Genomic DNA, 23,352 nt, shown 5'->3' on the forward strand with positions numbered 1-23,352 from the left:
TGTAGAACAGGACGAACCCGACCACGGTGGCGAGCGCCGCCTGCCAGACCAGGGCGCCCGCCTCCACCGCCGTCGGCATCCGGACGAGACCGGCCCCGTCCACGATCAGGCCCACGAGCGCCGCCTCGGCCGCGCCGACCCCGCACACGACCGCCGTGAGGAGCTTCGGCCCGAGCAGCCGGAGGACGGGGACGGCCAGCACCGTGAAGCCGACCTCGCCCGCGAGCGCGGCCACCGACCAGCCGATTCCGGCCAGGTCCGTACGCCCCCAGCCCTGCACGGTGAAGGCTCCGGCGGCGACGAGCAGCGCCCCGTACAGCACGGCGGGGGCGGGCCTGCGGCCCTCGGCCAGCGGGACGAGGACGGCGACGACGACCGGGGCGCAGCCGACGAGGACGCCGGGCACGGCCGGCTCGGCGGTCCGCTCGGCGGCGAGGACCGCCAGGTTGAAGCCGACCATGCCGACCCCCGCGAGGGCGGCGAGCCGCAGCCAGTGACGGGCGGTCAGGATCCGCAGCGGGGCGAGCCCGCCGCGGCCGAGCAGGGGCAGCAGGAGCAGACAGGCGGCGCCGTAGCGCAGGGCCTGGCCGCCCGCGTAGGGGTAGTCGCCGAGGAGGCTGTTCGCGGTGAAGGAGGCACCGACGAGGGCGTAGGCGAGGGTCACGAGGAGGACCCCGCGGAGGGCGTTCGCGTTCATGCCTCCGACGCTAGGAAGGCGCGCGGCCCCGTTGAAGGTCCACTTCGGTCCCGCCATCGGGGACCACTTCGGTCCGGTGCCGCGCCGGTGACGGGTCGGGTCGGGCCGGGCCGGAACGGCTTCGCGTGTACGCGGCGGTCGGGGCGCCGGTGACGGCTTCGGGCGTACGGGGCGGTCGGGGCGCCGGTGACGGCTTCGGGCGTACGGGGCGGTCGGGGCGTACGGGGCGCCGGTGACCGCCACGGCGCGTACGTCTCCAGGTAGGCGGTCACCAGGCGGCGGGCCTCACAGGGGACGATCGGGGCGGGTGCGGGCGCGGAAGGTGCGGCGGTAGGTGTCCGGGGGCACGCCGACGGTGCGGTGGAAGTGCCGGCGCAGGGTCGTGGCGGTACCCATGCCGGTGGCGGCGGCGATGCCCTCGACGCTCTCGTCGGTGGACTCCAGCAGCTCCTGGGCGTGGCGGATCCGCTGGATCAGCAGCCACTGCAGCGGGGTCGTCCCGGTCACCGACCGGAAGTGGCGGCCCAGGTTGCGCGAGCTCATCCGCGCCCGGCGGGCCAGGTCGTCCACGGTCAGCGGCTGGTCGAGCCGCTCCATCGCCCAGGGGAGCAGGTCCCCGAGCGGGTGGTCGTCGCGTGCGGGCACGGGGGTGGTGACGAACTGGGCCTGGCCGCCCGCGCGGTGCGGGGGTACGACCAGGCTGCGGGCGACCGTGTTGGCGACGGCCGAGCCGTGGTCGAGGCGGACCAGGTGCAGGCAGAGGTCCATCGCGGCGGCCTTGCCCGCGGAGGTGAGGACGCGGCCGTCGTCCACGTAGAGCACGTCCGGGTCGACCTCCACCCGGGGATGGCGGGCGGCGAGTTCCTCGGTGTGCGCCCAGTGGGTGGTCGCGCGCCTGCCGTCGAGCAGGCCCGCGGCGGCCAGCACGAACGCGCCCGTACAGAGGGAGGCCACGCGCGCGCCCGCTTCGTGGGCCGCACGCACCGCGTCGACCAGTTCGGCGGGCGGGGCCTCGTCGGTCTCGGCGAGGGCGGGCACGATCACCGTGCCGGCGCGCGCCAGCCGGTCGAATCCGCCGTCGGGCTCCAGCCGGAACCTGCCGATCCGGACGGTGGCCGGTCCGCAGAGGGCGACGTCGTACCAGGGGCCGGTCACTCCGGACGGGGGCGGGCCGAAGACCTCGTACGCCACGGACAGTTCGAACTGACGCATGCCTTCGGTGACGGCCAGGGCGACAGTGCTCACGTCCAGGCCCGGGTCCTGGTCCGGCTTCGCGCTCGCGTCCGCGTTCGATTCCGTCTTCACGTCCGTAATTGTACGCACGATGTCGTTCCGGACACTCGTGTGCGACGCCCGCCGGGGCCAGGATTGGTCCCCAGGAGAACGGTTCGAGTCGTACGAGAACAGGGAGAAGTCATGGAAACGGGGCTCACGGTCGCGGTGTTCGGCGCCTACGGACACACCGGGCGGTTCGTGGTGGCGGAGCTGCTCGCCCGCGGGTTCGTCCCGGTGGCCGTCGGCCGTGACGCCGACAGGCTGCGGGCTCTCGCGGAGTCCCGCCCGGGGCTCGACGTGCGGCCCGCGTCGGTCGACGACCCGGCGTCGCTCGACCGCGCGCTGGAGGGTGCGGCGGCCGTGATCAACTGCGCCGGGCCCTTCGCCGTGACCGGCGCTCCCGTGATCGACGCAGCCCTGCGGGCCGGGATCCCGTACGTGGACGTGGCGGCCGAGATCGAGGCCAACGTCGACACGTTCGAGCGGTTCGCGGACCGGGCCCGCGCGGCGGGAACGGCGATCGTCCCCGCGATGGCCTTCTACGGCGGCCTCGGCGATCTGCTCGCCACCGCCGCCATGGGCGACTGGGCGGCGGCCGACGAGGCGCACATCGCGTACGGGCTGAGCAGCTGGCACCCCACCGCCGGCACCCTCGCCGCCGGCAAGGTCTCCCGGGAGCGCCGCAACGGCCGCCACGTCCGCTTCACCCGGGGCCGACTGGAGTACCACGACGACGAGTTCACGGTCCAGGAGTGGCCCTTCCCGGCGCCGATGGGCCCCCGACCGGTCATCGGGGAGTTCACGATGGCCGACGTCGTCACCGTCCCGAGCCATCTGAAGGTGCCCGAGGTGCGCACCTACATGGCCGTGGACGCGGCCCAGGACCTTTCGGCGCCCGACGCGTCGGCACCGGCCGCGGTCGACGAGCACGGCCGGTCCGACCAGACCTTCCTCGTGGACGTCGTCGTCCGCTCGGGCGCCGCGGAACGCCGGGCCGTGGCGGTCGGCCAGGACATCTACGCCGTCACCGCACCGCTCGCCGTGGAGGCCGTCCGGCGGATCCTCACCGGCCGGACCAGGACGACCGGTGTCGCCTCCGCCGGCGAGATGTTCGACGCTCCGGATTTCCTCCGCGCCCTCGCCCCGCACATCTCCTTCACCCTGCACCCGTGACGGGCCCGCGGCCTGATCCGCTCGCCCCGGTGCGCCCGGGGCGCGGCATCATGGGCCCCGGCCGGGACTCCGGCGCGCCGGACGGGGGGAAGGGCCACGCTGACATGAGGAGCCACGGACAGGCGGCCTGGGAACTGCTCCTGCCGGCCGTCGCCGCCCCGGCGCGGCGACGCGGTCGGGCCCTCCAGGAGGCGCTGCGCGAGGCGGTGCGCTCGGGCCGGCTGGCGGCCGGGACCCGGCTGCCGTCGACCCGCGCTCTCGCGGCCGACCTGGGCGTCTCGCGGGGACTGGTCACGGAGGCGTACGAGCAGCTCACCGCCGAGGGCTATCTGCGCAGCGGCCGGGGGGCGGGCACCTGGGTGGGCGACGCGGCGAGGAGCCGGCTCGGCGGCACGCACGCGCGAGGGGCGGCTCATGATCCGGACCCTGGTACGCACGCGCGGGGGGCCGGCCACGGTTCGGACCCGCCCGCACGCGCGCGGGGGGCGGCCCACGATCCGGATCCGAGCACGCACGCGCGGGGAACCCTCGCCGCCAGAGGTCCGGACGCGGGCACGCGCGTGCGTGGTGCGGGCGTGCCGGCCGTCCGCGTGGACTTCCGCCCCGGGACCCCCGATCTGTCGCTCTTTCCGAGAGCTGCCTGGTCGGCGGCCCAGCGGGCCGTCCTCGCGCGACTCCCCCACCCCGCCCTCGGGTATCCGGACCCGCGCGGGCTGCCCGAACTGCGGGAGGCGCTGGCCGGGATGCTGACCCGGCGCCGGGGTGTGGTGGCCGATCCGGAACGGCTCGTGGTGTGTTCGGGAGTGGCGCAGGCCTCGACCCTGCTCGGCTTCGTGCTGCGGGCGCGGGGGCTCGACGCGGTGGGCATCGAGGATCCGGGCAGCCCGGAACACGGGCGGCTCTTCGCCTCGACCGGTCTGGACACGGTGTGGCTGCCGCTCGACGAGGAGGGACTGCGGCCGGAACCGCTCACCGCCTCCGGGGTACGGGCGGTGGTGGTGACGCCCTCGCACCAGTTCCCGTCCGGGATCAGCTGGTCGGCGGAGCGCCGTGCGGCGCTGCTCGACTGGGCGCGGGCGGTGGACGGTCACGTCCTGGAGGACGACTACGACGGGGACTTCCGGTACGACCGGGCTCCGGTCGGCGCGCTCCAGGGACTCGACCCGGAGCGGGTCGTCTACGCCGGCTCGGTCAGCAAGTCGCTCGCGCCAGGCCTGCGGCTCGGCTGGATGCTGGTCCCCGAGGCGCTGCTCGCCGAGGTCGTCGAACGCAAGCGCACGATGGACCTCGGCAACCCCGTGCTCGACCAGGCGGTGCTCGCCGAGTTCGTGACGCGGGGCGCGTACGACCGTCAGCTGCGTCGCTGTCAACGCGCCTACCGGGAGCGGCGGGACGCCCTCCTGTCGGCGCTCACGGAGCACCTGCCGGGCACCGGGGTGAGCGGCATCGCCGCCGGACTGCATGTCATCGCGCGCGTACCGGGCCGTTACGGGCCGCCGGAGCGGTTCCTGGCACGGTCGGCGGAGGCGGGGGTGGCGCTGCGTCCCCTGGAGGAGTACGGCACGGCGCGCCCCGGGGACGGGGAGGTACGGCTCGTGATCGGGTACGCGCACCTGGCGCCGTCCGTCGTGAGGGACGGGATACGCAGGGTGGCGGAGGCGGTCGGCCGGGGGTGAGGTGATCCGATCGCGAGGTGGGCCCTTGGCGAGGTTGGGCTTTCGCGAGGTGGGCCCTTCGCGAGGTGACCCGTGTGCGAGGTGGGCCCTTCGCGACGTGACCCGTGTGCGGAGTGAGCCCTTCGCGACGTGACCCGTGTGCGGAGTGAGCCCTTCGCGACGTGATCCGTTCACGCGCCCGGCGCCGGAGGCCTGCGGTGGCCCTCACGCGAGTGTTCACGCGGGGTTCGTGTGGGCGCCGCTCCCGGCCGTTAGGCATGGGGCGACGCTCCGCTCCCGCCCGGACCCCCTCGGAGGCCCCTCCATGTCCCAGTCCGTACCCGGCAGTTCCCCCTCCCCCGCACCCTCCCCCGCCAGGCGCAGCGTGCTGCGCGGTTCGCTCGCCGCGTCGGCTGCGCTCACCCTCGGCGGTGCCGGTCTCGTGGCTCCGGCGTTCGCGCTGTCGGGCCGGCCCCGCGCCGAGTGGGGTGTGCAGACGGGCGACGTCACGACCTCCTCGGGGCTGGTGTGGGTGCGCTCGGACCGGCCGGCCCGCATGCTCGTGGAGACCTCGGCGAGCGAGTCGTTCCGGCGGGTACGCCGCCACCACGGGCCGCTGCTCGGCGCGGGCACGGACTTCACCGGCACGACCGCGCTGCGCGGGCTGCCCGCCGGTGAGCAGATCCACTACCGGGTGACGCTCGCCGACCCGGACGATCCGCGCCGGACGGGCGAGCGGATCGTCGGCACCTTCCGTACCGCCCCCGACCGGCGTCGGGAGGGGGTCCGCTTCCTCTGGTCGGGCGACATCGCCGGGCAGGGCTGGGGCATCAACCCGGACATCGGCGGCTTCCGCGCGTACGAGGAGATGCGCCGCCTCGACCCGGACTTCTTCCTGTGCAGCGGTGACTCGATCTACGCGGACGGGCCGCTCCGGCCGAGTGTGACGCTGCCCGACGGGCGGATCTGGCGGAACGTCACGACGCCGGAGAAGTCGAAGGTCGCGGAGACCCTCGACGAGTACCGGGGCAACTTCCGCTACACCCTGCTCGACCACAACGTCCGGGCGTTCAACGCGCAGGTGCCCACGGTGGTGCAGTGGGACGACCACGAGGTGCGCAACAACTGGTATCCGGGCCAGATCCTGGACGACGCGCGCTACACGGAGAAGGACGTGGACGTCCTCGCCTCGCGTGCCCTGCGGGCGTTCGGCGAGTACACGCCGGTGTCCACCCTCCACGCCCGCGGAGACGGTCGCGAGCGCCGGATGCACCGTGTGGTGCGGTACGGGCCGCTGCTCGACGTGTTCGTGCTCGACATGCGCTCGTTCCGGAACGCCAACTCCCCCGGGCGGCAGGCCGACGACACCACCGGCATCCTCGGCGCCGAGCAGCTCGCCTGGCTCAAGCGGGAGCTCGCCGGCTCCACCGCGGTGTGGAAGGTGCTCGCGGCGGACATGCCGCTCGGTCTGGTCGTCCCGGACGGCACGAACATCGAGGCGATCGCGCAGGGCGACCCGGGCGCGCCGCTCGGCCGCGAGCTGCAGATCGCGGAGCTGCTGCGGTTCGTCAAGCACCGGCGGATCACCGGGACGCTGTGGCTGACGGCGGACGTGCACCACACCTCGGCGCAGCACTACGCGCCGGAGCGGGCGGCCTTCCAGGACTTCGCGCCGTTCTGGGAGTTCGTGTCGGGCCCGCTGGCCGCGGGCGGCTTCCCGGCGAGCGCGCTGGACGCGACGTTCGGTCCGGAGCGGGTGTTCGTGCGGGCGCCCGAGCGGGCGAACCTGTCGCCGATGGAGAGTCCGCAGTACTTCGGGGAGGTCGACATCGACGGTCACAGCAGGGAACTGACGGTCCGTCTGCGGGCGGAGGGCGGGACGGTTCTGTTCAGCAAGGTGCTGCGGCCGGGTCGCGTCGGGCAGTGACGCCTGGTCGAAAGCGGCACGCGGCCAGGTCCGGAGGTGGCGCGGGGCCGGGTCGGGGGTGGCGCGGGGCCGGGTCCCGCCGGTCGTGACGGCCGGACGGAGCCCGGCTCTCCGGTGATTGTCAGTGCCGGGTCCTAACGTCGTTCCCATGACGCGATCCGTACAGGCACTCGCCTATGTCCGCCCTTCCGCGCTGGAGTCCACGGGCTCCGGCCGGCTGCTCGGTCTGGAGACGGCGGGGGGTCTCACACCCCGGGGGGCCGAGGCCCATCCTCGTTTCTTCGCCGGCTTCCTGGCCTCGCCGCAGGTCGCCGCACGCGGTCTGCTCGCGGTCGCCGACGTGGCCGCGGCCCGCTACCACCAGCGGATACGGCCGGGGTCGCTGGACCCGGTGGTGACGGGGAACGGGGACCGGCTGCGGTTCGAGTCCTTCTCCGGCTGCGGAGGGGTGTACGCGCGCCTGGACGTGCTCGACGAGGGGCTCGGCGGTACGGAGACGGGGCACGGAACGACCAACGTCGACGTCAACAACCCGCTGCGCGAGGCGCTGTCGCGGATGACGGGGGACGATCCGCTGCATCTCCGGGTGGGTCCGGAGGAGATGGCGGTGACCACGCTCGCCGGAGCGGTCGTGGAGAAGAAGGTCCCGCTGCCGGACCGCTGGCTGCGGGGCTTCGCCGAGGCGCAGGTGGCCTCGGCCCGGTTCGATCTGCGGGCCGAGCTGAGCGGGGCGGAGGCGGTGCGTTTCCTCCGGTCCCTGCCGCGCAACCAGGCCCGTGGCCGCGGGCCGATGTGGATCACGCAGTCCGGCCGGACCCTGCGGCCGACGACCCGGCCGGGCGCGGGCGCGGTGTGCCTGCCGGGGCCCGACCGGCTCGTCGCCCTGGAGCGGGTGCTGCGGCACGCGACGGGGCTCCGGGTGTACGGGCCGGTGCCGGACGGCACCCTGGCCACGGCGAGTGCCTGGGAGGTGATCCTGCCGGGCATGCGGCTCACGTTGACGCTGTCGCCCGACCCCGCGCGGGGATTCTCCGGTGAGGGCGGGGTCCTGGAGGCCCTCGCGACGGAGGAGGCCGCGCAGGACGCCGAGCTGATCGCGGTCCTCCTCGCCTGGGAGCCGCGGATCGACCCGGCCGATCTGGCGGCGCAGGCCGGGCTCACGAGCGACCGGGTGCGGGCGGCGCTGACCCGGCTCGGCACGGCCGGGCGGGTGGGGTACGACGTCGCGGACGCGGCGTACTTCCACCGGGAGCTGCCGTACGACGCGGACCGCGCCGAGCGGCACAACCCGCGCCTGGTGAGCGCCCGCCGGCTGGTCGCGGAGGGCGCGGTGACCGTGGAAGGAGATCTGGCGACGGTGGCCTCGGGCGAACGGCGCTACCGGGTGAGGGAGTCGGACGGGGTGCTGAGCTGCACCTGCCAGTGGTGGGCCGACTACCGGGGCCGGCGGGGCCCGTGCAAGCACGCGCTCGCGGTCCGGATGGTCCGGCGGGGCGCGACACCCGAGCGCACGGGTGCCGTGGGTGACGGCGCGACGGTCGCCGGAGCGGCGCGATGACGGGGAGCGGCGCGATGACGGAGAACGCCGGGGCGACGGCCGGCGGTGGAGGGTCCGAGGTGGGGAACAGCCTGGTGAACAGGGTGATGGACAGCATGATGACCAAGGTGAGGAGCGCCGTGGTGCGCGGGGCGGGGAACGACGCGGGAAGCGACGCCGGGAGCACGGGCGGCGACGAGGGAGGAACGGGCGGTACGGAGGGGGGTACCCCGGTCGAGCAGCTGCTGGCGGCGGTGCGCGCGGCGCGCGCCCACAAGGTGCCGGCGCTCCTGGAGCCGCTGGACGCCGCCGCCCGGAAGACGGCACTCGGACAGTTGAAGTCCCTGCGGTCCGAGGTGCGAGCCTGGGACTGGAAGCGGTGGAACGAGGCGACCGCGGTGCGGCGCGCGCTGTACGTGGCGGGCGCCGGCTGTCAGACCGGCGCGGCCGCGGCGGCGACCTGGCTCGGCGGGCGTGACCTGCTGAGCTGGCGCTCCGAGGACGGCACCCTGGTCCTCTCGGTGCTCGCCGACCGGGATCCGGAGTGGACGGCGGACGTGGCACAGCGGCTCGCGGCGCGGCCGGCCGTGGCGGAGAGCAGTTACGGCCTGATCCGGGGACTCGTGGAGCGCTCCGGGTGCGCGGTGCCGGCGACCGACGGCTACGTCCTCGCGTGGACACGGGAGATCACCGACTCGCGCCTTCTGGAGCGGCTCCGGGAGGACTCCCACACGCGGGTGCTCGTACCGCACGCGCTCGGCATGGCCGAGACGCCGGACCGGCTGACGTGGTCGGTCGGGCCCGAGGCGCCGACGCACTGGCCGACCGCGCTCGCGACGCTCGTCACGGAGGGGGTGCTCGACCGGGCCCAGGTCGTGGACCTGTGCGTCTCCCGGCTGCTGCGCGGCGGTCGGGCCCGGGACCTGCGGTTCCCGCTGGAGGTCCTGCGGCTCGTCGAGCCGAGCGCGGCCGAGCGCCGGGAGCGGGTCCCGGACTGGATCGGCATGACGGCCGACGCGCCGTCCCCGGTCGCGGGGTACGCACAGGAGGTCCTCGCGGGCCTCGCCGCCGACGGCGTGCTGTCGGCCGGGGCGCTGGCCGAGATGACGGGCGGGGTGCTGTTCCGTACCGAGAAGAAACTGGTGCGGGCCCAGTTGACGCTGGTCGGCAAGGTGCTGGCGCGGGAGCCCGGCGCGGTGGAGGAGCTGCTGCCGGCGGTGGCGGAGGCCTTCGGGCACGAGGACACCACGATCCAGGAGCGGGCCCTGAAGCTGGTGGGTCGTCATGCGGCGGCGGTGGACGCCTCCGTACGCCGGGAGCTCGCCGAGCAGGCGGCTCTGCTGAGTCCGGTGCACCGGTCGGCGGCCGTGGCGCTGTTCGGGAGCGACCTGGAGGTGGAGTACGGAGTCCCGTACGAGGAGATCCTGCCGCCCGCCCCGGAGCGGGAGCGGGTGGCTCCGCCGGCGACGACGGTCGAGGCGCTGGTGGAGGAGCTGCTGACGAGGGGGCAGTACCAGGACTCGGCGGCGTTCGAGCGGACGCTCGACGGTCTGGTGCGGCTCGCACGGCAGGACCGGGCGGCACTGGAGGCGGCGGTGCGCGAGGCGTTCCCGACGGAGCACTGGGGGCACCAGCACTACTTCAGCCACTTCAGCCACGGGGCGGAGGTGGTGCTCGCGGGGCTGCTGGGGCTGCTGCCGGGGGGGCGCGTCGACGCCGGGCGAGCCAGGGGGAACGGCCGGAAGGCCTGCCACCACGAGGCGCTGTCGGGGATCCTGGACGCGCGCCTCTGGGAGGCCGCCGGCCTGATCGGCACGGACGCGCTGCCGTTCCTGGTCGCCGTACCGACCCTGCACACCGGTGAGATCGACCCGATGGAGCTGGTGGAGCGGCTCCGTGCCTACCGGGAAGCGGACGTCGAGCCTGCCCCGGCCGACTTCGCCCAGGCGCTGCTGCGGGTCGGGCGCAGGGACCCGTCGGCCGGCCGGGCGGCCGACGAGGCCACGGCTCTCGGCACGCGGGCGGGACGACGGCTCGCCGCATGGCTGCGGGCGGGGGAACCTCTGGGGACGAGGGTGCGGTTCCTCACCAGGGGGAAGGACCGGTCCTCGCAGAAGTGGTGGCTGACGGACCGGATCGTCGTGGAGATCGACGAGCGCCCCGTGGTGCGCAAGGAGTTCCCGGCCGCCTTCCGCTGGCTGGGCGGCGAGCTGCAGGCGACTCCGCGGCGCTGCTACCACTGGCTGGACACGCGGGCGCACTGGGCCACGGCGTTGCCGGTGGACCGTGAGTTCGTGGCGGCGTGCGTCCTGTCCTCCCTCGCCTCAGGGGCCGACGCGGACCAGCGCGGCGTGACCGAACCGCTCACGGCGCTCGCCGAGGCGGGCGGCCCGGTCGGCCGGGCCGTCCATCTCGCCCTGGCGTTCGGCCTGGGCTGCCAGGACGCGGACGACCGGCTGCGCGCGGTGGACGCGCTGCTCGTGCTGGCGTCGCGGGGCGACCTGGACGCCCGGCGGCTCGGCACGGAGCTGGCGTGGCTGGTCGTGGAGGGCTCGGTGAAGCCGAACCGGCTGGCGGACGCGCTCCGGACGACGGCCGCCACGGGCGCGTACGGCACGGTCTGGGCGGTCCTGGAACCCCTGCTGCCGGAGCTGCTCGGTGCGGAGAAGCCGGTACGCGGTCTGGGCGAGGTGCTCGCGGTCGCGGCGGACTGCGTGGAGCGGTGCGGTGCACGGGGTGAGGTGGCCGGGCTCGACGCCGTGGCCTCGGCCCGGAGCGCCTCGCAGTTCGTCGTCCAGGCGAAGCGACTGTCGGGCGCACTCCGTCAGGGGGCCGATCAGGCCTTCGCAGAAACGGCCTGAATCGTTCCTTAAGCCGCCAGATGGGCGCTTAACCCGTCAGTCACAAAGCGTTCGTGATCACGCAACACCACTGGGTCACAGTGAGGTCATGACCGATGTGACGTCTTCGAAGAGCGCCCGCCGTCCGCACCACTGGCGGCACGACCTGATCGAGCTGGCCGCCCTGTTCACCGCGGTGGTGGTGGCCGACACGATCGCCAAGAGCATCGTCAAGGGGCCCGACGGCCCCTACCTCCTGGTGTTCTCGGCGATCGCGCTGGTCGCCACCGTCGGCTTCCACACCTGGTGGGCGCGGCGGCACAGTCATGCGAGCCATGCCCCGCCCCCTGCTCCCGCCGTGGCCGCCCCCGCCGGTTCCGCCGCCGTGGGACACCAGGAGACGGGGCCCGTGGTGCCCGTCGAGACCACGCTGTGGCGGATGCGGACCACCGTCGCGGACACGCCGGGCAGCCTCGCCGCCCTGTGCACGGTCCTCGCCCGCCTGGGCGTGGACATCCTCACCCTCCAGACGCATCCGCTCGCCGACGGCACGGTCGACGAGTTCCTGCTGCGGGCACCCGCCGATCTCTCCGCCCACGCCCTCGCCCGTGAGACGGCGGCGGCCGGCGGCCGCGACACCTGGACCGAGCGGGCCGACGCCCACGACCTGGTGGACACCCCCACCCGGGTCCTCGGCCTGGCCACCCGTACGGCGCTCGACGCGGCCGAGCTGCCGCTCGCGCTGCGCCGGCTCCTGGGCCGCTGCACCCTCCACTCCGTGCCCGCCGTCTCCCTCACCGGCCGTCCCACCGGCGAACACGCCCCGGTCGAGGGCGTCCTGGAGGAGACCGTGATGCGGCTGCGCGACCCCAACGGCGGCACGCTCATCGTGGAGCGGCCCTACCTCCCCTTCACCCCGACCGAGTTCGCCCGGGCCCGCGCCCTGGTGGAGCTCGACGCCCGGCTCGGGCCGCGCGTCCCGCGCAGCCAGGACGTGCTGACCCTCCCCGAGGGCAACGAGATCACCGTCCGCCGCGCCGACCAGCGCGACCTGCCCGCCGCGCGCGCCATGCACGACCGCTGCTCGGCACGCACCCTCGGCCTGCGCTACCACGGCCCCGTCGGCGATGCCGACCGCTACCTCGACCACCTGCTCAGCCCCCGCTTCGGACGCACCCTCGCCGTCCAGACGGCCTCCGGCCGGCTCGTCGCCCTCGGGCATCTGCTCTGGGACGGCGACGAGACCGAGGTGGCGCTGATGGTGGAGGACGACTGGCAGCGGCGCGGCATCGGCTCCGAGCTCCTCGGCAGGCTGGTGGCGATGGCCGAGGAGACCGGATGCGGGAGCGTGTACGCGGTGACGCAGTCGTCCAACACCGGAATGGTGGCCGCGATGCGGGCGCTCCGCCTCCCCCTCGACTACCAGATCGAGGAGGGCACCCTGGTGATCACAGCCCGGCTGGCCTCGGCACCGCGACCGGCCGTCCGACCGCAGCACCGGGAGACGGAGCAGGAGCGGCCGCACGAAGGGGTGCGGCGGGCGGAGCGCTGAGCGCCCAGGTCAGGTCCCGCCAGAGGTCCTCGACGTCCTCGAGACCGACCGACATCCGCAGCAGCCGGTCGCTGACGCCGGCCGAACGCCGGTCGCCCTCGGCCACGATGCGGTGGCTGATGGAGGCCGGGTGCTGGATGAGGGTGTCGACGCTGCCGAGGCTGACGGCGGGGGTGATGAGCCGGACGCCGGCGATGACGTCGTGCGGGTCGCCGTACACCTCGAAGGCGATCATGGCACCGCCGATCCGCGGGTAGTGGACCCGGGCGATCCGGGGGTCGGTGGCGAGGCGTCGTACGAGCTCCGCCGCCGTGCCGGACGCGGCCCGCACCCGTACCGGCAGGGTGGAGAGACCGCGCAGCAGCAGGTAGCCGGCGAGCGGGTGCAGGACTCCGCCGGTGGCGAAGCGGACCTGGCGGAGGGTACGGGCGAACTCCTCGTCGCAGGCGACGACGCCGCCCATGACATCGCCGTGGCCGCCGAGGTACTTGGTCGCGCTGTGCAGCACGATGCGGGCACCCTGTTCGACCGGGCGCTGGAGCACGGGCGTGGCGAAGGTGTTGTCGACCAGGAGCGGCACGGAGCCGCAGGAGTGGGCGAGGGCGCGGATGTCCGCCTCGGCGAGGGTCGGGTTGGCGGGCGACTCCACCATGACCAGGCCGGTGTCGGGCCGTATCGCCTCCGCCACGCCCGCCGGGTCGGTCCAGGTCACCTCGGTGCCGAGCAGACCGGCGTCGAGCAGGTGGTCGCTGCAGCCGTACAGCGGACGGACCGCGACGACGTGGCGCAGCCCCTGGCTCGCCCGGGCGAGGAGGACGGCGGTGAGGGCCGCCATGCCGCTGGCGAACGCGACGGCGGCCTCGGCGCCCTCCAGGCGGGCGAGGGCCTCCTCGAAACGGGCGACCGTGGGGTTGTCGAGCCGGGCGTAGACCGGCGGCCCGTCGAGCCGGGCTCCGGTGGTGGCGAACTCGTCGATCCGGGCGGCCTCGGCCCGGGCGTCGTGCGAGGGGTAGGTGGTGGACAGGTCGATCGGCGGGGCGTGCAGACCGAGCGAGGCGAGGTCTTCGCGGCCGGCGTGCACGGCTTCGGTGGCGAGGGCTCTCGGGGTGTCCGAGGGGCCGTAGTCCATGGCGTCCATGGCGGCACTGTGAACGGATACCGGGAAGTAGCGGGAAATCGCCGTGCTACGTTCGCCAGATGGCCGATTCTGTCGTACTGGACGCGGTCGATCTGCACATTCTTCGCCTCCTGCAGAACGACGCCCGGACCACCTACCGCGAACTCGCCGCCGAGGTCGGAGTGGCACCGTCCACCTGCCTGGACCGGGTGGCGCGACTTCGCCGCACAGGCGTGATCCTCGGACACCAGCTACGACTGGATCCGGCCAAACTCGGGCGAGGGCTTGAAGCGCTCCTTCTCGTCCAGGTCCGGCCGCACCGGCGGGAACTGATCGGTCCGTTCGTCGACCGGATCCGGGCCCTCCCCGAGTCCCGGGCGCTGTTCCATCTGACGGGACCCGACGACTACCTGGTGCACGTGGCTGTGGCGGACCCTGCCGACCTGCAACGACTCGTCCTCGACGAGTTCACGTCGCGCCGTGAGGTGGCCCGCGTCGAGACCCGGCTGATCTTCCAGGAGTGGGAGTGCGGCCCACTTCTGCCGCCCGCTTCGAGCCCCTCCTTGTCAGCCGACTGAGCCCCGACGAGGGTGACGCGGGCCCGCCGGAGGCGCCAGGATGGCCCCCATGCCAGAGACTTCCAGCAGCCCGCTGCCCCGCCAGGTCGCCGACGATCACGTCGACGCACTCATCGCCCTCGACCCGATCACCGGTACGTACCTGGGAGTCAAGGAGAGCGCCGGACTGCTGCCCGACTTCTCGCCGGCCGGCCAGCGGGCCGTGGCCGACCTCGCCCGCCGTACGCTCGCCCGGCTCGACGCGGCGGAGCGCGTCGAGGGCGCGGAGAGCGAGGCGGAGCAGCGGTGCGCCCGTCTGCTGCGGGAGCGCCTGACGGCGGAACTCGCCATGTTCGAGGCCGAGGAGGGCCTCTGCACGGTCAGCAACATGCGGTCGCCGGCGCACAGCGTCCGGATCGTCTTCACCGTGATGCCGACGGAGACCGAGGAGGACTGGGCCGCGGTCGCCGCCCGGCTGCGCGCGGTCCCGGCCGCACTCGAGGGCTACCGTTCCTCGCTCGCGCTCGGTCTCGAGCGCAAGCTCCTCGGCGGGCCGCGCCCCACCGCCACCTTCGTCGACCAGCTCACCGAGTGGGCGGGCGCGGACGGCGGAAGGCCGGGCTGGTTCGAGGAGTTCGCCGCCGCGGCCCCCGACGCCCTGCCCGAGGACCTGCGGGCCGGGCTCGCGAAGGCGGGCCGGGGCGCCACCGAGGCCGTCACGGCCCTGCGGGACTGGATGCGGGACGTGTACGCCCCGGCCGTCGCCGACGCCCCGGACACGGTGGGCCGCGAGCGCTACCAGCGCTGGACCCGCTACTTCAACGGCACCGACCTGGACCTCGACCAGGCGTACGCGTACGGCTGGACCGAGTACCACCGGCTGCTCGGCGAGATGCGGACCGAGGCCGAACGGATCCTGCCGGGCGCCGGCCCCTGGGAGGCGCTCGCCCACCTCGACGAGCACGGCACCCACGTCGAAGGGGTCGACGAGGTCCGGGTCTGGCTCCAGCAGCTGATGGACGAGGCGATCGAGGCGCTCGACGGCACCCACTTCGAACTCGCGGAGCGGGTACGGCGGGTGGAGTCCCGCATCGCCCCGGCGGGCGGTGCGGCGGCGCCGTACTACACCGGCCCGTCCGAGGACTTCTCCCGGCCCGGCCGCACCTGGCTCCCGGTGGACGGCACGACGCGCTTCCCGGTGTACGACCTGGTGTCGACCTGGTACCACGAGGGCGTGCCCGGCCATCACCTCCAGCTCGCCCAGTGGGTGCACGTCGCCGACCGGCTCTCCCGCTACCAGGCGACCATCGGGAAGGTCAGCGCCAACTGCGAGGGCTGGGCGCTCTACGCGGAGCGCCTGATGGACGAACTCGGCTTCCTGCCCGACGCGGAGCGGCGCCTCGGCTATCTCGACGGGCAGATGATGCGCGCGTGCCGGGTCATCGTGGACATCGGGATGCACCTGGGTCTGGAGATCCCGGCGGAATCGCCGTTCCACCCGGGCGAGCGGTGGACGCCCGAGCTGGCGCAGGAGTTCTTCCAGCGGCACAGCAGCCGCCCGCCGTCGTTCGTGGAGAGCGAGCTGACCCGCTATCTGTCGATGCCGGGCCAGGCCATCGGCTACAAGCTGGGCGAGCGCGCCTGGCTGCTCGGCCGCGCCAACGCGCGGGCGGCGCACGGTGACGCGTTCGACGCGAAGGCCTGGCACATGGCTGCCCTCTCGCAGGGTCCGCTGGGCCTCGACGACCTGGTCGACGAGCTGTCGCGGCTGTGACGACCGAGCACTGAGATCCCCGGTCGATCGCTTGATCGGCCGGGGAATCCCCTGCTATCTCTCGTACATGACCTCCGAGTACACCCCCGATGCCACCGACTGGCGGATCCTCGAAGCCCTCCAGGCGGAGGGCCGCGCCAGCTTCGCCGAGCTCGCCCGTACGGTGTCGATGTCGCCGTCCGCGGTGACCGAGCGGGTGCGGCGCCTGGAGGAGGCCGGGGTGATCTCCGGGTATACGGCGATCGTCGACCAGGACCGGCTCGGGCTGCCGATCCTGGCGTTCGTACGGCTCCGCTACCCGCACGGCAACTACAAGCCGTTCCACGATCTGCTCGGCACCACGCCGGAGGTCCTTGAGGCGCATCACGTCACCGGCGACGACTGCTTCGTCCTCAAGGTCGCCGCGCGGTCCATGCGGCATCTGGAGGAGATCACGGGGAAGATCTCCACGCTCGGCTCGGTGACCACCAGCGTGGTCTACTCCTCGCCGCTGCCGAGGCGTTCGCTCAGCCGCTGAGCGCGTCCCCTCCGGTGCGCAGCCGTACGGCCGAGCCGTGCCGCGCCTTGACGACCTCCAGCTGGGCCGGGATCCGGCGGCGCAGATCGCCGACGTGGCTGACGATGCCGACGCTGCGGTCGCGCTCACGCAGCGAGTCCAGGACGTCGAGGACCTCGTCGAGGGTCTGCTCGTCGAGGCTGCCGAAGCCCTCGTCGATGAAGAGGGTGTCGAGCCGTACGCCGCCCGCCTCGTCCGTGACGACATCGGCGAGGCCGAGGGCGAGCGCGAGGGAGGCGAAGAAGGTCTCGCCGCCGGAGAGCGTGGCGGTGTCGCGCTCGTTGCCGGTCCAGGCGTCGACGACGTGCAGACCGAGGCCGGCCCGCTTGCCGCCGGAGCGTGCGTCGGAGTGGACCAGCGTGTAGCGGCCGGAGGACATCCGCTGGAGCCGGGCGGTCGCGGCGGCCGCGACCTGTTCGAGGCGGGCGGCGAGGACGTACGACTCCAGGCGCATCCGGCGCTCGTTCTCGGCCGAGGTGCCGGCCGTGAGGGCGGCGAGGCGGGCCACCCGGTCGTACTCCTCGCGGAGCGGGCCGAGGCGGCGGACCTCGGTGAGGGCCTGCCGGGAGAGGCCGGCCAGGCCGGTGGCCCGTTCGCGGGCGGCGGTCAGGACCGAGTCGGCCTCGCGGAGGGCGCGTTCGGCCGCGGTGTGGGCGGCGCCCGCCGCCGCGGGGTCGGCGGGCGGCAGGGCGGCGGCGGCCGCGGTGCCGGGCTCGGCGAGCCGGTCCGCGACGGCGGCGGCCTCGGCCTGCCAGGCGTCCACGCGCTGCTGGTGGTTGCGGCGCTCGCCCTCGCGCAGGAGCGCGGCGGCGGCCTCGGCCGGGGTGGCGAAGCCCGCGCGGTAGGCCGCGTCGGCGAGGCGGTCGTCGGCCTCCTTGAGGCGCTGGGCGGCGAGTTCGGCGGCCCGTACGGTGCCGGTGGCGTCGACCAGGAGGGCGATCCGCCGCTCCAGGCGGGTGGCGTGTTCGGCCACGGTGGCGAACGCGCCGCGTCCTCTGGCGAGTTCCTCGTCGAGGGCGAGCTGTTCGCGGTCCAGTGCCTCGCGCCGCGAGGTGCGCGCCGCGACCCGCCGCTCGGCCTCCCGCTGCGCGGCGACCCGCTCCTCGTACTCGCGCTCGGCCCGCGCGAGCGTCTCCCGTGCGCTGTGGGTCTGTCCGGCGAGGGCGTGCGCTTCGGCGTGAAGTCCGGTCAACTCCTCGACTTCATGCGCGAGTTCGCGGACGGAGGGCTCGGGTGCCCCGGCCGGGGCGCCCGCCTGGACCTCCGCGCGGGCCGTGGACCAGGATTCACGGGTGACGGCGAGCGCGCGCTCGGCGGCCGTACGGGTCTCCTCTGCGCCGGTGTAGGCGGCGTAGGCGGCGTCCTCGGTGGCGCGGTCGACGTGGTCGGCGGTGGTGCGGGCGGGGGCCGGGTGGGCGGTGGAGCCGCAGACCTGGCAGGGGTCGCCCGGCCCGAGGGTGACCGCGAGCTCGGCGGCGATGCCCTCCAGGCGGCGGGACTTGACGTCGAGCCAGCTCTCGTGGGCGGTGTTCCGGCGCTCCCGGGCGTCCGCGAGGCGTGCCTCCGCCGCCCGGGTGTCCTCGGCGAGGGCGTCACGGCGGCGGCCCGCGTCGCGCCGGCGGCGGGCGGGTTCGAGGCGTCCGGCGAGGTGCTCGGCACGGGCGGCGGCGTCGCGGGCGGCCTCGACGTGCTCGCTGAGGCGGGCGCGGCGCGGTTCCCAGCCGGCCAGCCAGTCGGCGGCGTCACGGAGGACGTCGTCGTCGGCGCGTGCCTCGCGCGCGAGTGCGGCGCGTTCGTCGGCGATCGTGGTGGCGCGGCGCTCGGCACGGCGGGCGGCTTCCAGGCCGCCGAGTTCCTCGCGCAGCCGGTGTTCGAGGGCGGAGAGCTGCTCGGCCCCGGCGTCGGCGAGGGTGTCGGGCAGCTGGGCGCGGGAGCGTGCGCGGGCGGCGTGCGCGGTGGTGTGCTCGCGCTCGGCGTCCTGGCGCAGTCCGAGCGCGGGGGCCACCCGGTCGGCCTTCAGGCTGCGGTCGAGGGCGGCCTGGAGTCGGTCCCGCTCGGGGGCGTGGGCGGTGAGCCGCTCGTGGCGGAGCAGCGCGTCGGCGTGCCGGGCCTGGCGGGCGGCCAGGTCGTTCTCCGCGTCGAGCGCGGCGCGCGCCGCGCTCTGCCGGGCCTCGGCCGCGTCGAGTCGTACGCGCGCGATGTCGACTGCCTCGCGGGCCTCCGTACGGGCGACGGCGGCCCAGGTGAGGACGGCCTCGGCGACGCCGGGGTCGCCGGGCCGCCCGTCGACGGCGTTACGGGCGACGGCGAGTCCCCCGGCGGCCTGCCCCATCCGGTGGGCGAGGGCGAGGAGCCGCTCGTCGCCCTCCTCGACCTGCTGCTGTGCGACGCGCCGCAGTTCGGCGAGGCGCTCCTCGACGGCGGCGAAGCGGCGGGTGTCGAAGAGCCGGCCGAGGAGCTTGCCGCGGGCCTCGGCGTCGGCGCGCAGGAAGCGGGCGAAGTCACCCTGCGGGAGGAGCACGACCTGGCAGAACTGCTCACGGCTCATGCCGACGAGCTGGGTGATCTCCTCCCCTGTCTCCTGGTGGGAGCGGCTCAGACCGTTCCACTCGCGCGTGGCGGGGTCGTACTCGCGCAGCCAGGTCTGGGCCTTCTCGGTGGTGAAACCGCCGCCGCGCTTCTTGGGGCGCTGCTGGGCCGGGCGCCGGGTGATCTCCAGGCGCCGCTCCCCCACGGTCAGTTCGAGGACGACCTCGGTGGAGGCGCCCACGGGGGCGTGGTCGCTGCGCAGCGTCGCGCCGGGGGTCTGCCGGACGCCGGGCACGCTCCCGTAGAGGGCGAAGCAGACGGCGTCGAGGACGGAGGTCTTGCCCGCGCCGGTCGGTCCGTGGAGGAGGAAGAGCCCGGCGGCGGAGAGGGCGTCGAAGTCGACGGTCTGCGTGCCGCCGAAGGGGCCGAACGCGGTGATCTCCAGACGGTGCAGCCTCACCGGCCCACCTCGCGCTCGGCGGTGTCGACCCGTACGTCGTCGAAGGCGCCGTGGAGGACCGCCCGCTCGGCGCCGTCGAGGGCGGAGCCGCCGCGCACATGGGCCACGAAGTCCTCCGCGATCTGCTGGTCGGTGCGGTCCCTGAGCCGCCGGGCGTAGGAGGGGCCGGGGTCGTCGCCCGTCCGCTCGGGGTCGAAGACCAGGTTCAGGGTGTGCGGGAAGCGCGCGGCGAGCCGGGCCATCGGCTCGGCGGGGCGCGCGGGGTCGGTGAGCGTGGCCTCGACCCAGGACCCTTCGTGGCGGGCGTGCGCCGGGTCGGCGAGGAGGTCGTCGAGCCGTCCGCGGAGCCGCGCGAGGGGGCGCGGGACGGGGCAGTCGAGCCGCTCGGCGCCGGTGATCGCCCCGTCGGGGGTGCTCGGGCCCAGGTCGACGAGCCACATGGTCTTGCGGTGGTCGGCCTCGGAGAAGGAGTACGCGAGGGGGGAGCCGGAGTACCGGACGCGCGGGGTGACGGTCTGGCTGCCGTGGAGGTGGCCGAGGGCGACGTAGTCGACGCCGTCGAAGATCCCGGTGGGAACGGCCGCGACGCCGCCGACGGTGATGTCCCGCTCGCTGTCGCTGGGCGCGCCGCCCGCGACGAAGGCGTGGGCGAGGACGACGGAACGGGTGCCGGCGGGCCGCGCCGCGAGGTCGGCGCGGACCCGGTCCATGGCGGCGGCGAGCACGGCCTCGTGCCCTGCCTTCTCGGCGCCGAGCCGTTCCCGGACGAGGGCCGGTTCGAGGTAGGGAAGGCCGTAGAGCGCGACGTCGCCGTGGGTGTCGGTGAGGACGACGGGGGTGCCGATGCCGGCCGGGTCGGTACGGAGATGGATACCGGCGCGCTCCATGAGTCCGGCGCCGACGCCGAGGCGGCGGGCCGAGTCGTGGTTGCCGGAGATCATGACCGTGGGCACGCCGGCCTCGGCGAGACGGTGCAGCGCGGTGTCGAACAGCTCGACGGCGGGCAGCGGGGGCACCGCCCGGTCGTAGACGTCACCGGCGACGAGGACGGCGTCGACCTCGTACGTGTGGACGGTCGCCACGAGATGGTCGAGGAAGGCGGCCTGGGCGTCGAGGAGTCCGACGCGGTGGAAGGACCGGCCGAGATGCCAGTCCGAGGTGTGCAGGAGCCTCACGATGCCGTCCCACCCCGCATGTGCGCCGCTCCTCGCCGCTGGTTCCCGTACGTGTGCGCCCACCACGCTATCCCGCCGGGGGGTGTGGTCGGGGCCTTACGGCTCCACCGTCGGAGGGTGCCGGTCAGGCCCCGCCCGTACCGCTTCGAACCGCGCGGCTGCAGGCCTCCGCCACGGTTCACGCGTCCCCGTACGCCTCGCCGCCCGGTTCGAAGGAGGCCGTGCCCGCCGTGGCGTCCGCGAGCCAGGCGCGGAAGGCGGGGACGTCCGCGTCCGGGAGGCCGATCTCGATGGTGACGGTGTCGGTGTAGCGCACGTCACGGACGGCGCGCCCGGTCGCCCGCAGGTCGTTCTCCAGCTTGCCCGCGCGCTGGTGGTCGACGGTGACGGTGGCCAGCCGGAAGCGCTGCCGGGTCACCGTCCCGAGCGTGTCGAGTGCCTCGCCTACCGCCCCGCCGTAGGCGCGGATGAGGCCGCCCGCGCCGAGCTTCACGCCGCCGTAGTAGCGGGTGACGACGGCGACGACGTACCGCATCTCGCGGCGCAGGAGCATCTGCAGCATCGGGACCCCGGCCGTGCCGCCGGGCTCGCCGTCGTCGCTCGCCTTCTGGACGGAGGCGTCGGCGCCGAGGACGTACGCGAAGCAGTTGTGGCTGGCGGTCGGGTGCTCCTTGCGGATGCGCGCGACGAACTCCTGCGCCTCCCGCTCGTCGGCGACGGGTGCGAGCGCGCAGAGGAAGCGCGAGCGGTTGATCTCGGTCTCGTGGACACCCTCGCGGGCCAGGGTGACGTACTGCTCCTGCATCCGGCCAGCCTACGTTCCGTGGCCGCCGCCCCACTCCGGCGGTCGCGGCGGCCCGCTACATCGCCTCCGGCTCGCGCTCCCCCGCGGCCGGTTCGGGCGGGGTCGCGAGACCGGCGTACGGCAGGGCACGCAGGGCGAGTGCCCAGCCGAGTCGGGCCTCGCCCGACTCGCTGGAGCGGCCGGTGAGCTCGGAGATGCGGCCGATGCGGTTGAGGACGGTGTTGCGATGGCAGTAGAGCTGGTCGGCGGCCCGCGAGGCCGAGCAGCCGTGGTCGAGCCAGGCACGCAGGGTCGTGAGGAGCGCGGCCCGCTCGCCGCCGGTGGCGAGCACCGGGCCGAGGTGGACGGTGACGATCCGCTCGGCGATGTCGGTGCGTCCGCTGAGCAGCACCTGGGCGAGCCGGTCGTCGAAGACACCGACCTCACCGCTGCCGGCGGGGAGGGTACGGAGGGTCTGTTCGGCGAGCCGCAGGGCCCGGCCCGCCTGGGAGAGGCGGTCGAACTCCGGCGAGACGCCGGCGGTCGCCCCGGTCCGCTCGCGCAGGGCCGCGAGGAGCGCGCGCGTGGCCGGGTCGGTGCCGCCGAGCGGGGCGGTCGCCGCTGCCCGCCCTGCGGGCGCGTCGCGCCGGGGCAGCCGGACGATCCCGGCGTACCGGCCGGAGCGGGGCCGCCAGTACGACCACATGCCCTGGTCCTCCAGGACCGGCGAGGGGTGCGGCGGGGCGGCCGGGTCCTGGGCGGCGACCACGACGACGTACCGGTCGACCGCGGGGACGCCGAGCGCGGCCGCGGCGGCCGAGGCGACGGCCGGGTCGTCGGCCCGCCCGTCGAGCAGCGCCTCGAAGAGGGCGACGCGCCGGGTGTCCTGGCGGCTCTGGAGTTCCAGCTGGGCGATCCGGTACGCGTCGGCCATCGCGACCGAGTAGCGGTCGATGGTCTCCCAGACGCCGCTCGCCATGTCGAGCTCCACGTCCCGGCTGTCGGAATCCCGTCCGGCCCTGATGCGGAGGTACTCGGCCATGACCTGCCAGAGGACGCGGCCGCCGCGCCGGTAGGCCTGGAGCACGGTGTCGAGCGGCACCCCCTGCTCGGCGCGGCGGCGGCCGGTCTCGCGGGCCGCCCATTCGAAGTCGCCGCCGGTCGCGGCGAGCCCGCCGAAGTCCTCCAGGGCGCGCAGCAGGTTGTCGCGGCAGATCTCCCAGAGGTCCTCGCGGGTGACGGGCGCACCGGAGGCGTACGTACCGGAGTGGGCCCGGATGTCGTCGACGGCGCGGTCGGTGAGCCGGTCGAGGTCGGCGAGCATCGCCGTGGCGAGCGCACGGCGCAGCGCGCCGGAGCCACCGGAGCCGCTCAGGGGCGTGTGGGATCCACCGGGGCGAGAGCCGGACCCGGCCGGGCCGACGTGGGCACCGCCGGAACCGGAACCGGCGGGAGGAAGCGGCGGACGCGGTCCGCCGGAGCCCGTCGCGGGTGCGCCGGAGCCGCCCGCGCGCGCCGGCGTGGTGCGGCTTGTGCCGGGGCGCGACCCCGGGGGCTCTCCGGGTGCGGCGGAGCTGTGCGTCATGGCTCGCACCGTAGCGCCGGGATTTGGCGAATGCCACGGGTGAGGCCGGACGGCGGGGCCACTGCCCAGCTTCGCGGGTCACATGGTGGGCACCTGCACATGGCGTCCGGGCGGGGTCGCGGCGGATTCTGTGCCGTGTCACCGATCGTCAACAGAGCT

Annotated in this window: 15 protein-coding genes and 1 pseudogene; 9 read left to right on the forward strand and 7 right to left on the reverse strand. The window is 74.9% G+C overall.

The annotated features are described in order from the left end of the window. Positions 1-340 precede the first annotated feature (340 nt). Together ACZ4XX_RS31020 and ACZ4XX_RS31025 are read right to left on the reverse strand one after the other, a co-directional pair. Positions 341-754, reverse strand: a pseudogene (locus ACZ4XX_RS31020) (EamA family transporter); the annotation flags it as partial. A 228-nt stretch (positions 755-982) separates the two neighbouring features. Then, on the reverse strand, positions 983-1,942 hold the full coding sequence (locus ACZ4XX_RS31025; RefSeq protein WP_468511205.1) for a helix-turn-helix domain-containing protein: 960 nt from the start codon (positions 1,940-1,942) through the stop codon (positions 983-985). A 171-nt stretch (positions 1,943-2,113) separates the two neighbouring features. Here ACZ4XX_RS31025 and ACZ4XX_RS31030 point away from each other — a divergent pair, with 171 nt between their 5' ends. From ACZ4XX_RS31030 to ACZ4XX_RS31055, 6 genes are all read left to right on the forward strand, one after another. Then, positions 2,114-3,145, forward strand: coding sequence for a saccharopine dehydrogenase family protein (locus ACZ4XX_RS31030; protein ID WP_468511182.1), 1,032 nt, complete (start codon positions 2,114-2,116; stop codon positions 3,143-3,145). Positions 3,146-3,249: 104 nt separating this feature from the next. Further along, entirely contained in the window at positions 3,250-4,821 is a 1,572-nt protein-coding gene (gene pdxR, locus ACZ4XX_RS31035) for a MocR-like pyridoxine biosynthesis transcription factor PdxR (RefSeq protein WP_468511183.1), read from the forward strand. Positions 4,822-5,125: 304 nt separating this feature from the next. After that, positions 5,126-6,727, forward strand: coding sequence for an alkaline phosphatase D family protein (locus ACZ4XX_RS31040; RefSeq protein WP_468511184.1), 1,602 nt, complete (start codon positions 5,126-5,128; stop codon positions 6,725-6,727). A gap of 148 nt (positions 6,728-6,875) precedes the next feature. Further along, complete coding sequence (locus ACZ4XX_RS31045) at positions 6,876-8,285, forward strand: SWIM zinc finger family protein (protein WP_468511185.1); 1,410 nt, start codon at positions 6,876-6,878, stop codon at positions 8,283-8,285. Positions 8,286-8,299: 14 nt separating this feature from the next. Further along, the gene (locus tag ACZ4XX_RS31050) at positions 8,300-11,125 is read left to right on the forward strand and encodes a DUF7824 domain-containing protein (protein WP_468511186.1); all 2,826 of its coding nucleotides are present in this window, start codon (positions 8,300-8,302) and stop codon (positions 11,123-11,125) included. Between the two features lie 97 nt (positions 11,126-11,222). Further along, positions 11,223-12,656 (forward strand): GNAT family N-acetyltransferase, encoded by a 1,434-nt coding sequence (locus ACZ4XX_RS31055; RefSeq protein ID WP_468511206.1) that lies wholly within the window; start codon positions 11,223-11,225, stop codon positions 12,654-12,656. Here the strand turns inward: ACZ4XX_RS31055 and ACZ4XX_RS31060 are convergent. Further along, positions 12,553-13,794: a trans-sulfuration enzyme family protein gene (locus tag ACZ4XX_RS31060; protein WP_468511187.1), complete on the reverse strand. Its 1,242-nt coding sequence runs from the start codon at positions 13,792-13,794 to the stop codon at positions 12,553-12,555. The genes ACZ4XX_RS31055 and ACZ4XX_RS31060 overlap by 104 nt on opposite strands. Before the next feature lie 59 nt (positions 13,795-13,853). Here ACZ4XX_RS31060 and ACZ4XX_RS31065 point away from each other — a divergent pair, with 59 nt between their 5' ends. From ACZ4XX_RS31065 to ACZ4XX_RS31075, 3 genes are all read left to right on the forward strand, one after another. Continuing rightward, the gene (locus ACZ4XX_RS31065; RefSeq protein ID WP_030316610.1) at positions 13,854-14,351 is read left to right on the forward strand and encodes an Lrp/AsnC family transcriptional regulator; all 498 of its coding nucleotides are present in this window, start codon (positions 13,854-13,856) and stop codon (positions 14,349-14,351) included. A 49-nt stretch (positions 14,352-14,400) separates the two neighbouring features. Next, on the forward strand, positions 14,401-16,104 hold the full coding sequence (locus tag ACZ4XX_RS31070; protein WP_468511188.1) for a DUF885 domain-containing protein: 1,704 nt from the start codon (positions 14,401-14,403) through the stop codon (positions 16,102-16,104). A gap of 67 nt (positions 16,105-16,171) precedes the next feature. Next, positions 16,172-16,621, forward strand: coding sequence for an Lrp/AsnC family transcriptional regulator (locus ACZ4XX_RS31075; protein ID WP_468511189.1), 450 nt, complete (start codon positions 16,172-16,174; stop codon positions 16,619-16,621). Here ACZ4XX_RS31075 and ACZ4XX_RS31080 read toward each other — a convergent pair. From ACZ4XX_RS31080 to ACZ4XX_RS31095, 4 genes are all read right to left on the reverse strand, one after another. Next, the gene (locus tag ACZ4XX_RS31080) at positions 16,611-19,649 is read right to left on the reverse strand and encodes an AAA family ATPase (protein ID WP_468511190.1); all 3,039 of its coding nucleotides are present in this window, start codon (positions 19,647-19,649) and stop codon (positions 16,611-16,613) included. The two genes, ACZ4XX_RS31075 and ACZ4XX_RS31080, sit on opposite strands and share 11 nt — an antisense overlap. Beyond that, on the reverse strand, positions 19,646-20,824 hold the full coding sequence (locus ACZ4XX_RS31085) for an exonuclease SbcCD subunit D (protein ID WP_468511191.1): 1,179 nt from the start codon (positions 20,822-20,824) through the stop codon (positions 19,646-19,648). The genes ACZ4XX_RS31080 and ACZ4XX_RS31085 overlap by 4 nt, the downstream gene beginning before the upstream one ends. Before the next feature lie 178 nt (positions 20,825-21,002). Then, entirely contained in the window at positions 21,003-21,629 is a 627-nt protein-coding gene (locus ACZ4XX_RS31090) for a YigZ family protein (RefSeq protein ID WP_468511192.1), read from the reverse strand. Between the two features lie 55 nt (positions 21,630-21,684). Continuing rightward, positions 21,685-23,193 (reverse strand): PucR family transcriptional regulator, encoded by a 1,509-nt coding sequence (locus ACZ4XX_RS31095; protein WP_468511193.1) that lies wholly within the window; start codon positions 23,191-23,193, stop codon positions 21,685-21,687. Between the last annotated feature and the right edge of the window lie 159 nt (positions 23,194-23,352).

Source organism: Streptomyces sp. NPDC029956 (genome assembly GCF_055574655.1).